The organism is Mesorhizobium sp. B2-4-14, assembly GCF_006442155.1.
Lineage (GTDB): Bacteria > Pseudomonadota > Alphaproteobacteria > Rhizobiales > Rhizobiaceae > Mesorhizobium.
The window spans coordinates 236,559-251,858 of record NZ_VFVA01000002.1 but is presented as its reverse complement, the minus strand read 5'-3'; the positions used below and the strand labels follow the sequence as shown (position 1 = coordinate 251,858).

Genomic DNA, 15,300 nt, shown 5'->3' with positions numbered 1-15,300 from the left:
GGCAATGACAGTGCCCTTCTCCCCGTCACTATACGGGGAGAAGATGCCGGCAGGCAGATGAGGGGCGGCGTAAACGCTGGAAGCCGCGCGACACCGATCCCCCGCAGCACTGAACTTCACTGGACTCTAAAACAGCGCCTTCAGCTCGTCCAATTTGTCGTTGACCAGCCAGCCATAATAATTCTCTTCCGGCAGCTTTTCCGGCTCGCCCGCGGCGCGGCGCTTGTCGTTTTCCGCCTTCAGCGCATAGGCGCGCTGCTCCGGATTGCCGACATTGTAGAGCGTGGCGGTCAGCCCCGGATTGCCCGAAATGTCGAAGCCGGCAATGCTCTTGTAGGCATCGATCGATTTCTTGATCGTCGCGGCGACATAAGGCAGCGTCAGGTCCGGATCCATGATAGTCTTGTAGACCGAGTTGGGATCGCCGACGTCCAGCTTCGGCAGGCCCGACACCTTGTGCACGAGATCGCTCATCTGCAAGGCGGTCAGCGGATTGAGCTGGCCGAGGCCGAAGGTCTGGCCCGCATAGTAGGGCTGGAAGAAAGTGGCGCCGAAGCGGTTGTCGGGGAAATCCTCGCCGCCGACGGTCTTGCCGCGAAACGAATGGTTCCAGACCTGTTCACGGCATTCCCACAGATCGTAGCTGTCCGAGATTGCACCGCATTTTTTGAATTCCGGCCGCTGTACGAAATCGCTGACATCCTCGCCGTCATAGGCGAAGGACAGTTTGCTGGAGAGATAGGAGATCGCCTTGACGTAGTAGGTCTGCAGCCGGTCGTAGGCGTCGACATTATAGGTGTGCTCGCCGACGATGGCGCCGACAATATGCATAGGATCGATGCCATAGGCGCTTGCTGCCTTCTTGATCTTGCCGCGCAGATCGGCGTCGTTCTGCAGCAGCGCATAGACCTTGCGATACTTCGCCTGGAAGGTGGTGTTGGTCGCTTGCGTGCGCCGGCTGGAGGCGCCGGGAATATCGGGCTGCTCGGCATTTCGGTTTCCCGGCGGCACCAGCGTCGCCGCGTCGGCGGCGAAAAGCGTCGCCGCCAGCGTCAAGCCGAGAATGAACAGGATCAATTTTTTCATGCGCCGCCGCCTACAGGTATTCCCGCGCAAACTAGGGTATCGCTCTTGGTCGAGTCGAGAGCGCCCCTTCGGTCGGCGAGACGAAAGGTGGCCAGATGGTACCATCTGGCCACACATTGATTCTTGCCGGAAACGGTGCCGAAGCATCGGTCAAAGTTGTTGGAGCGCCCTTTGCGCGTCCAGAGGACGCGCGGCGCTCCAATCCCGGCGCCAGAACATTCCGGCGCCGGCGTTTAAAGGATGAATCGCGACAAATCTGTGTTTCGCGACAGGTCGCCCACATGCTTCTCGACGTAGGCGGCATCGATGGTGACGGCCGTGCCGTGGCGGTCCGGCGCGTCGTAGGAAATGTCGTCCAGCACCCGCTCCATCACCGTCTGCAGCCGCCTGGCACCGATATTCTCGATGCTGGCGTTGAGGTCGACAGCCACACCGGCAAGCGAATCGATGGCGTCGTCGGTGAAGGTCAGGTCGACACCCTCGGTCTTCATCAGCGCGATATACTGCTTGATCAGGCTGGCCTCGGTCTCGGTCAGGATGCGGACGAAATCCTCCTTCTCCAGCGCGCGCAATTCGACGCGGATCGGCAGGCGGCCCTGCAGTTCCGGCAAAAGGTCGGACGGCTTCGAGACGTGGAACGCGCCGGAAGCGATGAACAGGATATGATCAGTCTTCACCGGTCCATACTTGGTCGCCACCGTCGTGCCTTCGACCAGCGGCAGCAGATCACGTTGCACGCCTTCGCGGGAAGGGCCACCGGAAATCTCGGATCTCGCCGCGATCTTGTCGATCTCGTCGAGGAAGACGATGCCATCGTTTTCCGTCGCATCGAGCGCCCGGCGCACCACCTCGTCCTGGTCGAGCAGCTTGTCGGACTCGTCACTGACCAGCAGGTCGTAGGATTCCTTAACCGTCGTCTTGCGCAGCTTGGTCTTCTTGCCGCCCATCGCCTTCGACAGCATGTCGTTGATGTTGAGCACGCCGATATTGGCGCCCGGCATGCCGGGGATCTCGAAGCCGGGCATGCCGCCATTGCCGGTGTCCGCCACTTCGATCTCGATTTCCTTGTCGTCGAGCTCGCCTTCGCGCAGCTTCTTGCGGAAGGAGTCACGCGTCGCCGGGCTTGCCGTCTTGCCGACCAGCGCCTCCAGCACCCGTTCCTCGGCGTTGATGTGGGCGCGCGCCTTGACGTCCTCGCGCATCTTCTCGCGCACCAGGCCGATGGCGATCTCGACAAGGTCGCGCACGATCTGCTCGACATCCCGGCCGACATAGCCGACCTCGGTGAACTTGGTCGCCTCGACCTTGACGAAGGGCGCCCCGGCCAACCGCGCCAGGCGGCGCGAGATTTCGGTCTTGCCGACGCCGGTCGGCCCGATCATCAGGATGTTCTTGGGCATCACCTCTTCGCGCATCTGCCCTTCCAACTGCTGGCGGCGCCAGCGGTTGCGGAGCGCAATGGCCACGGCGCGCTTAGCGTCCTTCTGGCCGATGATGAAGCGGTCGAGTTCCGAAACGATTTCGCGGGGAGAAAATGTGCTCATATCACTAAATTCCACTTTGCCACTGCTTGATGGCCTCGAACGGATGCAGCAGCATGATCACGTTGAGTGTCAGGTTGTCGCGGATAAGGTAGCCGGTACTTAATTCAAAGAGGACGGCGAGGCTGACGATCACCCATATAGGTAGCCTTCGCGCCATGACAAATCCCAGCACCATGGCCAGTGTGTCGGACAGCGAATTGATGATGCTGTCGCCGTAATAGTCGAGCGATATGGTGCCGGCGCGGTAGCGCTCGATGATGAAAGGGCTGTTCTCCAGCAACTCCCAGCCGCCTTCGATCAGGACGGCGAATGCCAGCCGCAAGCCGATCGGCGAGCCCGGGAACAGGAGCCGTGCCAGCGCGTAGAACAGGAAGCCGTGGATGATATGCGAGAAGGTGTACCAGTCCGAAATATGCTGGGAATTCTCGGAACTGTTCACCACGCCATGCCATAGTTTCACATAGCCGCAGGTGCAGATCGGCGGATGGCCCATCAGGTAGAGCGTGACGGCCTGGACGGCAATCAGGCCGGCGACGATCAGCAGGCCCATCCGCCAGCTGTTTTCATAGGCCGAAAGACTCTTGTCCTCGTCGGAAATGATCATGCCCTACTGCCCCTCTTCAGCGTCGATCGCCATCAGCACGACGTCGCCATATTCGGATCGCCTGCGGTCGATAGGCCTGAATCCGGCCTTTTCATAGGCGCGGATGGCCCGGATATTGGCCGGATCGGGGTCGATGATGACGCGCGGCACGCCTTCCTCGAACAACGCCTCGATGAACTGACGCACGATGGCCGAGCCGTGGCCGATGCCGACCAGTTCCGGCGGGCCGATCGAAAGGTCGATGCCCAGCGTGCCGAACGGCTGGTCGGCATAGGGATGGTCGTCTTCCATATGCGGATCGTAGCTCTGCAGATAGGCGATCGGCTTGCCGTCGAGCTCGACGATCAGCGGTTCGACGGAAATCGAATCGATATGATCGCGGATCTCGGCGAGTTCGGTCTCCGGATCGTCCCACCACTCCGCGACATGCGGTTCGGCCAGCCAGCCGGCGATCATCGGCAGGTCCTTCTTGGTCACCGGCCGAAAATCATAGCTATGGTCTTGTTTGATCATGATCTTGTCCGAAAACCGGTTGCCACTTTTCGCTTACGTGGTCCTGCGGTTCGGGGATCATGGCCCGCCTTCTTAGGCGGCGTCGAGCGTTTCGACAACGAAATTGTTGTTGGTGTAGACGCAGATGTCGGAGGCGATCTGCATCGCCTTGCGGGCGATCTCCTCGGCGTCCTTGTCGGTGTCCATCAGGGCGCGTGCAGCCGCCAACGCGTAGTTGCCGCCCGAACCGATTGCCATGACGCCAAATTCGGGCTCCAGCACGTCGCCCGTGCCGGTCAGCGCCAGCGAGACCGACTTGTCGGCCACCAGCATCATCGCCTCCAGCCGGCGCAGATAGCGGTCAGTGCGCCAGTCCTTGGCGAGCTCGACGCAGGCGCGCGTCAGCTGGTCGGGACATTGTTCAAGTTTGGCTTCCAGCCGTTCCAGAAGCGTGAAGGCATCGGCCGTGGCGCCTGCGAAACCGGCAATCACATTGCCGCCCTTGCCAATGCGGCGCACCTTGCGGGCATTGCCCTTCATGATGGTTTGGCCGAGGCTGACCTGGCCGTCGCCGGCGATCACCACCTTGTTGCCCTTGCGCACCGTCACGATGGTCGTGGCGTGCATGGTCAGATTATCAGACATATCCTGGCTCCGATTCGCGCGATCCCAAAAAGGCGATTGGCGCGGTACGAGTAACTTTGATCGGCCATATGTATGCATAGGGCGAACGATTGCAAATCGCCTCTCCGGCAGGGCCGATACCTCTACGCAAGGCAACTGGCAATCGCCGGATCATGCTGGTAGAAGGCATTCGTTTTCAAGCCCGCGAGCGCTTGAGGCCCGTGAACCGGTCACGATGTGCACCGCTGGGACAAGGATAGAGTGATGGCACCCCGATCCGCCGAAGCAAGCCGCAAGACCAGGGAAACCGACATCTCCGTGTCGGTCCATGTCGACGGTTCGGGCAAGGCGGACATTGCGACGGGCGTCGGCTTCTTCGACCATATGCTGGACCAGCTCTCGCGCCATTCCCTGATCGACATGACTGTCAGGGCGAAGGGCGACCTGCACATCGACGATCACCACACGGTCGAGGATACCGGCATCGCGCTCGGCCAGGCCTTGACCAAGGCGCTGGGCGAACGGCGCGGCATCATGCGCTATGCCTCGATCGACCTTGCCATGGACGAAACGCTGACGCGCGCGGCGATCGACGTGTCCGGCCGTCCGTTCCTGGTCTGGAATGTGTCGTTCTCGTCGCCGAAGATCGGCACCTTCGACACCGAACTGGTGCGGGAATTCTTCCAGGCGCTGGCGCAGAATGCAGGCATCACGCTGCATGTCACCAATCATTATGGCGCCAACAACCACCATATCGCCGAGACCTGTTTCAAGGCGGTGGCGCGTGCGTTGCGCGCGGCACTGGAGCGCGACCCGCGCCAGCCGGACGCGGTTCCCTCCACCAAGGGATCTTTGAAGGGATAGCCTCATGGCCACCTATGTCGTGATGGAACCGCCCAGCCGCGGCGAAAAGGTCGACACAACGGCCTTCATCCGCGATGGCTTCACCTGGCTCGGTCTCCTGGTGCCACCGCTGTGGTTTGCCTGGAACCGGCTGTGGATCGAAGCGACGCTCACTTTCGTCGTCATGGCTGTGCTTTCGATGCTTGGCCAAGGACTTGGCCTTGGACTGGCCGGCTCGCTGCTGTCGCTGCTCGTCTCCCTCTATGTCGGCCTGGAGGGGCAGGAACTGCGCATTGCGGCACTCCGCCGGCGCGGCTGGCACGAATGGGGCGTCGTTGAGGCCGGCTGGTTGGACGACGCCGACACGCGTTATGCGCTGGAGGTCGAGAAGCATCCGGAGGAAGCACCACCAGCACCGCGAATGATTCCGGATGCCGCCCTGGCGCGCCCGGCGCAGCCCGGGATGGCACTGGGGCTGACCCACATTCCGGGACGGCGCTGACATGCGGGTTGCGATCATCGATTACGGTTCGGGCAATCTGCGCTCGGCCACCAAGGCCTTCGAGCGTGCCGCGCGTGAAGCTGGCATTGCGACTGAGATCGGCCTGACGGCCGATGCCGAACGGGTGCGCAGCGCCGACCGCATCGTCCTGCCCGGCGTCGGCGCCTATGCCGACTGCGCGGCTGGCTTGCGTGCTGTCCCCGGCATGTGGGAAGCGGTGGAAGAGGTGGCGATTGCCAAGGGGCGGCCGTTCCTTGGCATCTGCGTCGGCATGCAACTGATGTCGGAGCGCGGCCTGGAAAAGACCGTGACGAACGGCTTTGGCTGGATATCGGGCGATGTCAAGGAAATCACGCCGGCCGATCCGGCGCTGAAGATCCCGCAGATCGGCTGGAACACGATCGAACTCACGCGCCAGCATCCGCTGTTTGCCGGCATTCCAACAGGGCCGCACGGGCTGCATGCCTATTTCGTCCATTCCTATCATCTCGATGCACAAAAGCCGGACGAAGTGCTGGCTGTGGCCGACTATGGTGGCCCGGTGACAGCGACAGTCGCCCGCGACAATCTCGTCGGCACGCAGTTCCATCCTGAAAAGAGCCAGGCGCTCGGCCTGGCGCTGATCGCCAATTTCCTGCGCTGGAGGCCCTAGACCATGAGCAAGAAGGGCTATTGGATGGCGATGATCGATGTTCGCGATCCCGAATTGTACAAACAGTACATCGAGGCCAATGCCGCGGCCTTTGCGAAATATGGCGCGAAATTCGCCGTGCGGGCCGGCCGCCATGAAAATCCGGAAGGGCCGACCGGCAACCGCCATGTACTGGTCGAGTTCGATTCCTTCGACAAGGCGGTCGAATGCTATCATTCGCCCGAATATCAGCATGCTTCGAAGTTCCGGCTTGCCGCCTCGACCGGTCATTTCGTCATCGTTGAAGGCGCTTGAACGGATGATCCTGTTTCCAGCCATCGACCTCAAGGACGGCCAATGCGTGCGCCTCAAGCACGGCGACATGGCGACCGCGACCATCTACAACGATGATCCTGCCGCGCAGGCGAGAGCCTTCGAGGAACAGGGCTTCGAATGGCTGCACGTCGTCGACCTCAACGGCGCTTTCAAGGGCCAGAGCGTCAACAGCGCCGCTGTCGGCGCCATTCTCAAGGCGACGAAGAACCCGGTGCAGCTTGGCGGCGGCATCCGCACGCTGGACCAGATCGAGGACTGGCTCGATCGTGGCCTTGCCCGCGTCATCCTTGGCACGGTCGCCGTGCGCGATCCCGATCTGGTCAAGCAGGCCTGCAAAGCCTTTCCGGGCAAGATCGCCGTCGGCATCGACGCCAAGGGCGGCAAGGTTGCGGTCGAGGGCTGGGCGGAAGCCTCCAGCCTCGGCGTCATCGAACTCGCCAGGAAATTCGAGGGTGTGGGTGTGGCCGCCATCATCTACACCGATATCGACCGCGACGGCGTGCTCACCGGCATCAACTGGAACGCCACCATCGACCTCGCCGATGCCGTATCGATCCCGGTCATCGCCTCGGGCGGGCTGGCCTCGATCGCCGACATCGTGCGCATGACCATGCCCGATGCACAGAAGCTCGAGGGCGCCATTTCCGGGCGCGCGCTCTATGACGGCCGTATCGATCCGGCCGAGGCGCTGGCGATCCTGCAGGGCAAGGCGGCGGTGGAGACGCGGTTGTGAAAATCTCCATCATTCTCGCCTCTTATGATAGCGGGCACTATCACGGCGGCATGGGCCAAGGGCCGGATGCGCTGATATCGGGCGGGCTCGTCGACGCGCTGACCATGGCCGGCCACGACGTCGTCGTCGAGGATATCGGCAAGGTCGGCGATGACCAGGAACGCGAGATCGCCACCGGCTTTGCCGTCTGCAACGCCGTCTCCGGCGAGGTCCGCATTGCCATCGACAGGGGACGGTTTCCCATCGTGCTCGCCGGAAACTGCCTGACATCAGCCGGTGCCGTAGCCGGCGAAGGCGCCGATGCGATCATCTGGGCCGACCAGCATGGCGACCTCAACACGCCCGAAACCTCCATGTACGGCTTTCTCGACGGCATGGCGCTGGCGACCGTGCTTGGCCTGTGCTGGCGCCCGATGGCGGGGTCCATCCCAGGCTTCAAGCCGATCGATCCCCAGCGTTGCGTGCTCGTCAACGCGCGCGATCTCGATCCGGCGGAGAAAAAACTTCTCGAGACTTTGCCCGTCATCCAGACGGAATGTCCTGGCTGGGCGCAGGCGACGGAAAAGCTGAAGGCCGCCGGCGCCGAAAGGGTGCACATGCATATCGATCTCGACGTGCATGACCCGAATGATCTGCAGGTAAACCGCTACGTCACCCCCGGCGGTCCGAACCCGGAACAGTTGCGCGACGCGGCCTGTGCCATGGCGCTTTCGGTGCCAGTCGTTGGCATCACCGTTTCCGCTTACGATCCGGCCTTCGATGCCCAGGGCGATGTGCCGCCGATGGTCGGCCAGTTGCTCAACGATCTCATCGCCACCATAGAGGGCCGCTGATGCTGAAAGCCCGCGTCATCCCTTGCCTCGACGTCAAGGACGGCCGTGTCGTCAAGGGCGTCAACTTCGTCGATCTCGTCGACGCCGGCGATCCGGTCGAGGCGGCCAAGGCCTATGACGCCGCCGGCGCCGACGAGCTGTGCTTTCTCGACATCACGGCGTCGTCGGACAATCGCGAGACCATCTTCGATGTCGTTGCCCGCACCGCCGAGCAATGCTTCATGCCGCTGACCGTCGGCGGGGGCGTGCGCCAGGTCGCCGATATCAGGAAACTGCTTCTGGCCGGCGCCGACAAGGTGTCGATCAACACGGCCGCAGTGAAAAATCCGGATTTCGTCGCCGAGGCCGCCGACAAGTTCGGCAACCAGTGCATCGTCGTCGCCATCGACGCCAAGAAAGTGTCCGGCCCCGGCGAGATCGACCGCTGGGAGATATTCACCCATGGCGGGCGTGAGAAGACCGGCATCGACGCGGTGGAATTCGCCCGGCAAATGGTCGATCGCGGCGCCGGCGAGATCCTGCTGACCTCCATGGACCGCGACGGCACCAAGGCCGGCTATGATATTGCGCTCACCCGCGCGATTGCGGACGCGGTGCGCGCGCCGGTCATCGCGTCCGGCGGTGTCGGCACGCTCGATCACATGGTCGAAGGCATTCGCGATGGTCATGCCGGTGCCGTGCTCGCCGCATCCATCTTCCATTTCGGCACCTATACGATCGCCGAAGCCAAGGCGCATATGGCTGAGGCCGGCCTGCCGATGCGGCTGGACTCCCTCGGCAACAGGTCCTAGAGCATGATCCCGAAGCCGGCTTTCGGGAAAGATCAGGCCTAAACAAGAAGATAGGCAGCCATGGCCGAGTTTTCTCTGTCCGATCTGGAAAAAATCGTCCGGGAGCGCGCCGAGTCCGGCGATCCCGACTCGTGGACGGCAAAACTGTTCGCGCGCGGCATCGACAAGGCGGCGCAGAAGCTCGGCGAGGAGGCGGTCGAGGCGGTGATCGCCGCTGTTCACGGCGACAAGCCGGCTCTCGTTTCGGAAAGTGCCGATCTCATATATCATTGGCTTGTCGTTCTCGGCATTTCGGGTGTGCCGTTGGGCGACGTGCTCAAGGAGCTTGAGAGTCGCACCGGGCGCTCGGGCATCGCCGAGAAGGCGTCGCGGCCCAAGGGCTGATCGCGAGGAAGGGACAGGAAACTCGATGGATCAGCTCGCGCAAACCGAGAAATATTCCCCCTTTCGTTTCTTCTCGGCCGAGCAATGGTCGCAATTCCGCGCCGACACGCCGCTGACGCTGAGCGAGGACGAGTTCCGCCGCCTGCGTTCGCTCAACGATCCGGTCGACCTCGAAGAGGTCAAGCGCATCTATCTGTCGCTGTCGCGGCTTCTGTCCGCCCATGTCGAGGCGAGCCAGCTTCTGTTCCGGCAGCGCCAGGCCTTCTTCAACGCCGTCGACGTGGTCAAGACGCCGTTCATCATTGGCGTCGCCGGTTCCGTTGCGGTCGGCAAATCGACCACGGCGCGCGTGCTGAAGGAACTGCTGGCCCGCTGGCCGTCGAGTCCCAAGGTCGATCTCATCACCACCGACGGCTTCCTGCAGCCCAATGAGGTGCTGCGCCGCGAAAACCTGATGGAACGCAAGGGTTTCCCCGACAGCTACGATGTCGGCGCGTTGCTGCGTTTCCTCTCGGGCATCAAATCGGCGCAGAGCAGCGTCCAGGCGCCGGTCTATTCGCATCTCACCTACGACGTCATTCCCGGCGAGTTCGTCACCATCGACCGCCCGGATATCCTGATCTTCGAGGGTATCAATGTCCTGCAACCGGGCAAGCTGCCGCAGGACGGCAAGATCGTGCCTTTTCTATCGGACTTCTTCGATTTCGCCATCTACATCGATGCCGACGAGAAGCTGATCCATCAGTGGTATATCTCGCGCTTCATGCGGCTGCGCGAGACCGCTTTCCGCAATCCGGACTCCTTCTTCCATCGCTATTCGCAGCTGTCGGAGGATTCGGCCCGCGCGATCGCGGAGGGCCTGTGGACCAACATCAATCTGAAGAACCTGCGCGAGAACATCCTGCCGACGCGCGCCCGCGCCGACCTGATCCTGCGCAAGGGCGCCGACCATCTGGTCGAGGAAGTGGCGCTGCGCAAACTGTAACGGCGGGCTCGTCGCCGACGAGCCCGCCACGCCGCTGTTCAAATCAGCGCCACGACTCAGCCATTGGCGAATGGCACGGCGACGTAGATCTGGCCACCGTCGCGTTCCACCAGCAGCAACACCGATTTGCGGCCTGATTTGCTTGCCTGGGCGATCGCCTGTGTCACTTGTCTGACGCTCTTCACCGGCGCCTGATTGACGGCGACGATGATATCGCCAGGCTGGATGCCGGCGGCGGCCGCCGGCTTGTCGGGATTGACGCTCGCAACCACCGCCCCATGCTCATTCTCGGCGAGGTTCATCTGCTGGCGGATATCGGGTGTGATGTCCATCAGGCCAAGGCCGATCGCCGGCGCGCGCGTACCCTGCTCGGCGCTCGGCGCGCCGGAATTGCCAGTCGATGCCGTCTTCACCTCGTCCTGGTTGCGCCCGACATCGACGGAAATCTGCATGGCCTTGCCCTTGCGCCAGACCTGAAGCGTTTCCTTGACGCCCGGCGCGACGTCGGCGACGGCCCGCGACAGGTCCTTGGGGTCTTTCACGTCCTGTCCGGCGAAGCCGGTGATGACATCGCCACTCTCGACGCCTGCCTTGGCCGCGGGCGAGCCATCATTGACCTGAGAGACCAGTGCGCCGCCGGGATGATCGAGCCCGATGGCGCTGGCTACATCCGGGGTCACAGGCTGGATCTCGACGCCAAGATAGCCGTATTCGATGTTGCCGCCCTTCATCAGCTTGGCGACCACCTTCTGGGCCTGGTCGGACGGAATGGCGAAACCGACGCCGACGCTGCCGCCGTTGGGTGAGTAGATCGCCGTGTTGATGCCGACGACATTGCCGTTCACGTCGACCAGCGGGCCACCGGAATTGCCGTGGTTGATCGGAGCATCGATCTGGATGAAATCGTCGAACGGTCCGCTGTGCAGGTCGCGGCCTCGCGCCGAGACGATGCCGGAGGTGACGGTGGTGCCGATGCCGAACGGATTGCCGATCGCCAGCACCTGGTCGCCGGTCATCAGCTTGTCGGAATCGCCCCATTTTATGGTGGGCAGCGGCTTGTCGGTCTTGATCTTGAGCACCGCCAGATCGTTCTTGGCATCGTGCCCGACCAGCGTGGCGGGAAGCTCGGTGCCGTCGTCGAGCGTGACCTTGATCGAAGTGGCGCCGTCGACGACGTGGTTGTTGGTCACGATGGTGCCATCCGCGCCCACGATGAAGCCGGATCCGAGGGCTTCCTGGCGCGGTACCTGCTGGGGCGGCGTTCTGGGCATCGGAGCGCCCTGATCACCGAAAAACTGGCGGAAATAGTCATCGAAAGGCGAATTGCCGCCGAAGGGCGAGGGTTCGCCCATGGTTTGTGCCTGTGCCTTCATGACCGTTGTGACCGTCACGACGGCCGGCTTGGTGGTGGCCACGACCGGCGCCAGCGAACCATTAGGGGCCTTGGTCCCCACGACGGGGGTCTGGGTCGTCGCAGCGACGGTGCTCAAGCCGGTGTTGCCGGTGTTCTGGGCGAATGAGACGACGACGGGGGAGATGATCAGCGCAGCGCCCAGCAGGGCCGCGACGCGATGTCTGCGAAGAATGCTCATGGGTGACATGGTCGTTCTGTCCGGGCGAGCGTTGAACCGGCGCCGCAGGCGCACTTGGGAGCCGCGCCTGTCGGCGTGTCGACCACCGGGATCGCCTGCCTCGCCGTACATGGCGGCCCGCCGGATCGACAACCAGTTATCTAGGGCGTGGATCGGCCTGATTTAGGGTTTTGGGCCGACCTTACGAAGATTTAATTCAGCACGGGCTCACGGATCGTCATGGCGATTAAGATAGGCCGACGCGATCTCGCGCATGCGCTTGCCGTCGAAGCTCGGGCCATGGCCGCCATGGCCGATACGGATCGGCAGGTCGAGCAGGCGCCGCATCGTGCTGATATAGGCGGCGCGGTCGGAATCCGGCAGATCGTCGATCAGCGTGTCGTCGTAGATGGCATCGCCGCTGAAGAACAGGCCGTCGGCCTCGTCGAACAGCGCGATCGAATCCGGCGAATGTCCAGGCAGATGCAGGACGCGGAAGTGCCGGTCGCCGAGATCGACGACGTCGCCTTCGCCAAGCGTCCGCGTCAATGGCGCCGGCGGTATCTTGTAATCAGCCGACCTCCAGCCTGGCGCCGGCAGTTTCGAGACGGCGCCTTCGAGGTTGTGGAACATGTAGGCGTAGGTCGCCGCGTCATCCATGGTTTCGAACTGCGCCGCACTCATCCTTGGCCCGGCCCGCAGCGGAAATTCGTGCAGCGAGCCGATATGGTCGAGATGGATGTGCGTCGCGACCACCAGAAGCGGCTTGCCATTTGGCGTCTCGATCTCCGGCGCCAGCGGACAGATGCCCATGCCGGTGTCGACCAGAAGGTCGGCGTCGCGGCCGTGCAGATGCCAGATATTGGCGCGCACATAGCCATGCACGAATGGTTCGGTCAGCATCGTCGTCTTCTCGTCGACGATACTCTTGCTGAACCAGTCCGGCATTGCCGGCATCATGTGTGAGCCGGACATCAAGTGTGAGCCGGGCATTAGACGAACGGTTTCCCGACCTTGTATTTTTCCGGCACCAGCCGCTTGAGGTAGGCCATGCCGGCATCGGACAGCTGGTTGACGTCGGCTTTCATGAAATTATCCGGCATGTGGCGGGTCTTGCCGGCGACATTCTTCAGCGGCACCTTCTTCAACACCGTTTTGGTGCCGTCATATTGCAGCGCCACGGAGCCGCCGCCCTGTTCGGCGACAGAGACGGCGAAGGCTCCGGCATCGAAAGCCTCCTGCGCATCGACCGCGCTGATAGCGCCGACATAGCCGCGCGGCATGTAGCCAAGGGCATCGACGCGGGCACGCTTGCCTGGCAGTCCGTCGGCCAGGGCCCTTTCAAGCGCCGCCGGCAGGTCGCTGCCCGACAGCTTGACGTTGCCATGCTGGTCCCGTTCCAGTTTCTCCGGGGGCACCAGGCTTTCGACCAATGCCTTGCCGTCGGCGGTGCTGACGCCTTCCGACACGGCGACGATGCAGCGCTTGTGGCGGTCGAGCGTGGCGCGCACATCGTCGATGAAGCCGGCCGCCGAGAACGCCCGCTCCGGCACGTAGACAAGGTGCGGGCCGCTGTCGGGATCAAGCTGCCAGGCCGCGGCCGCCGCGGTCAGGAAACCGGCATGCCGGCCCATGACGATGCCGACATAGATGCCGGGCAGGGCGCGAAAATCGAGGTCCACGGACAGGAAGGCGCCGGCAACGAATTCGGCCGCCGAGATGAAGCCCGGCGTATGGTCGTTCGCCTCGAGATCATTGTCGATGGTCTTGGGCGCATGGACAAAGGCGATCTTGCCGCCGCCGGCGTCGGTCAGGATCTGTTGCGTGCCCGACGTGTCGTTGCCGCCGATATAGATGAAGGCGTCGGCGCCGGCCTTCTGCAGGCCCTTGAGGATGACCTCGCAATAGGCGGCATCCGGCTTGTCGCGCGTCGAGCCCAGCGCCGCGCTTGGCGTTCCGGCAATCAGCCGCAGCCGGTCCTCCGGGATGGCGGAGAGGTCGACATAATTGCCGTCTCGGATGCCGCGCACACCGTGGATGGAGCCCAGCACCTTGGCGCCGGGGTGCCTTTTGCGGATCTCCAGCGTGGCGCCCACAACCGTCTGGTTGATGACGGCGGTCGGGCCGCCGCCCTGCGCGATGACGAAGGTTCCGGCCATGCTTGATCTCTCCCTAGAGCCTAGAGCACGATGCCGAAAAGTGTGAAGCAGTTTTCGGACGACATCATGTTCTATTTTCTGAATTTGGAGACAGATTCAGATTCCAGGTCGAATGGACCTGAAATCACCCGGCTCCAGGCGATGGTTTTCAGGCCACCTTCGCCTGTCTTGCGGCGTCGCGCAACGGCAGAGTCCGGAGCATGATCCCGAAAAATAGGGATCGGTTTTCGGAAAAGATCATGCTCAAACCAGAACAGAAGGCCGCCGCCGGCCGCCTGAAACGATCAGACGACGACGACCGGGTTCTTCTTCGAAACGCGGCTGTAGAGGTCGATGATGTCCTGGTTGATCAGGCGCACGCAGCCCGACGACATCGCCTGGCCGATGCTCCACCACTCGGGCGAGCCGTGGATGCGGTAGCCCGTATCCTTGCCGTTCTGGTAGATGTAGAGCGCGCGGGCGCCGAGCGGATTGGTGAGGCCGCCGGGCTGGCCGCCCTGCCATTTCACCAGTTCAGGCTTGCGGGCGATCATTTCGGGCGGCGGCGTCCAGGTCGGCCATTCCCGGCCGTACTGGATGTTGGCGCGGCCCGACCAGCGAAAACCGTCCTTGCCGATGCCGACGCCGTAGCGGATGGCGTCGCCGCCAGTCTGGACGAGATAGAGCTTGCGCTCCTGCAGGCGCACGACGATGGTGCCGGGTGCCTCGCCGGTAGGATCGACGACGATCTGGCGGCGGAATTCCGGCTCGACCTTCAGGTAAGGCACCTCAGGCACGTTGAAGCCGCCATCGGTCAAACCGGCATACATGACGTCGGGGCTGGTGATGTTCTTGTCGACGCTGATCGCGGGGCGGATCGGCCGCACCGAGCCGGTGACCGTGTCGTCGAGTTGAAGTGCCGGCAGATCGCCGCCCGACGTCGAGCATCCGGCGACGCCGAGCAAAGCCAATGCGCCTGCGCCAGACAAAATGGCGCGGCGGGAGAGAAGAATATCGGTTTCGATCGCGTCGCCGTTTTGTGATGGCGTCGGACCTTGCGGCAACTCACGCATATACCCAACCCTACGCTGTCGGCGGGAAGCACGGTCCGGCCAATGTCAGGCATTTTCGTCATTCATGGTTGATAAAGCGTGAATGCCTTGCACCGCCTGCATTTGCGCGCCGCCTGGCGGCGTCCGGCCA

The 15,300-nt window shown here is 62.9% G+C and carries 18 protein-coding genes; 9 read left to right on the top strand and 9 right to left on the bottom strand.

What is annotated here, in order from left to right; translation table 11 throughout:
* Window positions 1-126: 126 nt before the first annotated feature.
* The 5 genes from FJ938_RS02890 to hslV form a co-directional block, all read right to left on the bottom strand.
* Complete coding sequence (locus tag FJ938_RS02890) at window positions 127-1,086, bottom strand: DUF1402 family protein (protein WP_140606632.1); 960 nt, start codon at window positions 1,084-1,086, stop codon at window positions 127-129.
* A gap of 233 nt (window positions 1,087-1,319) precedes the next feature.
* Complete coding sequence (gene hslU, locus FJ938_RS02885) at window positions 1,320-2,630, bottom strand: ATP-dependent protease ATPase subunit HslU (protein WP_140690904.1); 1,311 nt, start codon at window positions 2,628-2,630, stop codon at window positions 1,320-1,322.
* A gap of 4 nt (window positions 2,631-2,634) precedes the next feature.
* Window positions 2,635-3,234, bottom strand: a complete 600-nt coding sequence (locus FJ938_RS02880) for a DUF2585 domain-containing protein (protein ID WP_140690902.1) — start codon at window positions 3,232-3,234, stop codon at window positions 2,635-2,637.
* A 3-nt stretch (window positions 3,235-3,237) separates the two neighbouring features.
* A complete protein-coding gene (locus FJ938_RS02875; RefSeq protein WP_140690900.1) occupies window positions 3,238-3,747 on the bottom strand; it encodes a GNAT family N-acetyltransferase in 510 nt (169 codons plus the stop codon).
* A 72-nt stretch (window positions 3,748-3,819) separates the two neighbouring features.
* Entirely contained in the window at window positions 3,820-4,371 is a 552-nt protein-coding gene (gene hslV, locus FJ938_RS02870) for an ATP-dependent protease subunit HslV (RefSeq protein WP_140690898.1), read from the bottom strand.
* Window positions 4,372-4,614: 243 nt separating this feature from the next.
* Here hslV and hisB point away from each other — a divergent pair, with 243 nt between their 5' ends.
* Genes hisB through coaA form a run of 9 tightly spaced genes read left to right on the top strand, consistent with a single transcriptional unit; the run spans window position 4,615 to window position 10,388 of the window.
* Window positions 4,615-5,214 (top strand): imidazoleglycerol-phosphate dehydratase HisB, encoded by a 600-nt coding sequence (gene hisB / locus FJ938_RS02865; protein ID WP_140690895.1) that lies wholly within the window; start codon window positions 4,615-4,617, stop codon window positions 5,212-5,214.
* A 4-nt stretch (window positions 5,215-5,218) separates the two neighbouring features.
* Window positions 5,219-5,695, top strand: a complete 477-nt coding sequence (locus tag FJ938_RS02860) for a DUF2628 domain-containing protein (RefSeq protein WP_140690893.1) — start codon at window positions 5,219-5,221, stop codon at window positions 5,693-5,695.
* Window position 5,696: 1 nt separating this feature from the next.
* Complete coding sequence (gene hisH / locus FJ938_RS02855; RefSeq protein ID WP_140690891.1) at window positions 5,697-6,347, top strand: imidazole glycerol phosphate synthase subunit HisH; 651 nt, start codon at window positions 5,697-5,699, stop codon at window positions 6,345-6,347.
* A 3-nt stretch (window positions 6,348-6,350) separates the two neighbouring features.
* Entirely contained in the window at window positions 6,351-6,641 is a 291-nt protein-coding gene (locus FJ938_RS02850) for a DUF1330 domain-containing protein (RefSeq protein WP_140606638.1), read from the top strand.
* A 4-nt stretch (window positions 6,642-6,645) separates the two neighbouring features.
* Window positions 6,646-7,395 (top strand): 1-(5-phosphoribosyl)-5-[(5-phosphoribosylamino)methylideneamino]imidazole-4-carboxamide isomerase, encoded by a 750-nt coding sequence (gene hisA, locus FJ938_RS02845; RefSeq protein WP_140690889.1) that lies wholly within the window; start codon window positions 6,646-6,648, stop codon window positions 7,393-7,395.
* A complete protein-coding gene (locus tag FJ938_RS02840; protein ID WP_140690887.1) occupies window positions 7,392-8,228 on the top strand; it encodes an arginase family protein in 837 nt (278 codons plus the stop codon). Before hisA ends, FJ938_RS02840 begins: the two co-directional genes overlap by 4 nt.
* Entirely contained in the window at window positions 8,225-9,019 is a 795-nt protein-coding gene (hisF, locus tag FJ938_RS02835; RefSeq protein ID WP_181168993.1) for an imidazole glycerol phosphate synthase subunit HisF, read from the top strand. The genes FJ938_RS02840 and hisF overlap by 4 nt, the downstream gene beginning before the upstream one ends.
* 60 nt (window positions 9,020-9,079) lie before the next feature.
* A complete protein-coding gene (locus FJ938_RS02830; protein ID WP_140690883.1) occupies window positions 9,080-9,403 on the top strand; it encodes a phosphoribosyl-ATP diphosphatase in 324 nt (107 codons plus the stop codon).
* Between the two features lie 25 nt (window positions 9,404-9,428).
* Window positions 9,429-10,388: a type I pantothenate kinase gene (gene coaA / locus FJ938_RS02825; RefSeq protein WP_140690880.1), complete on the top strand. Its 960-nt coding sequence runs from the start codon at window positions 9,429-9,431 to the stop codon at window positions 10,386-10,388.
* Window positions 10,389-10,444: 56 nt separating this feature from the next.
* Here coaA and FJ938_RS02820 read toward each other — a convergent pair whose 3' ends face one another.
* The 4 genes from FJ938_RS02820 to FJ938_RS02805 form a co-directional block, all read right to left on the bottom strand.
* Window positions 10,445-11,980: a DegQ family serine endoprotease gene (locus FJ938_RS02820; RefSeq protein ID WP_140690878.1), complete on the bottom strand. Its 1,536-nt coding sequence runs from the start codon at window positions 11,978-11,980 to the stop codon at window positions 10,445-10,447.
* A gap of 207 nt (window positions 11,981-12,187) precedes the next feature.
* Window positions 12,188-12,907: an MBL fold metallo-hydrolase gene (locus FJ938_RS02815; RefSeq protein ID WP_140691042.1), complete on the bottom strand. Its 720-nt coding sequence runs from the start codon at window positions 12,905-12,907 to the stop codon at window positions 12,188-12,190.
* A 44-nt stretch (window positions 12,908-12,951) separates the two neighbouring features.
* Complete coding sequence (locus FJ938_RS02810; RefSeq protein ID WP_140690876.1) at window positions 12,952-14,118, bottom strand: diphosphate--fructose-6-phosphate 1-phosphotransferase; 1,167 nt, start codon at window positions 14,116-14,118, stop codon at window positions 12,952-12,954.
* A gap of 284 nt (window positions 14,119-14,402) precedes the next feature.
* Window positions 14,403-15,170 carry a L,D-transpeptidase gene (locus tag FJ938_RS02805; protein WP_140690874.1) on the bottom strand — a complete coding sequence of 256 codons (768 nt, stop codon included), beginning with the start codon at window positions 15,168-15,170 and terminating at the stop codon, window positions 14,403-14,405.
* Between the last annotated feature and the right edge of the window lie 130 nt (window positions 15,171-15,300).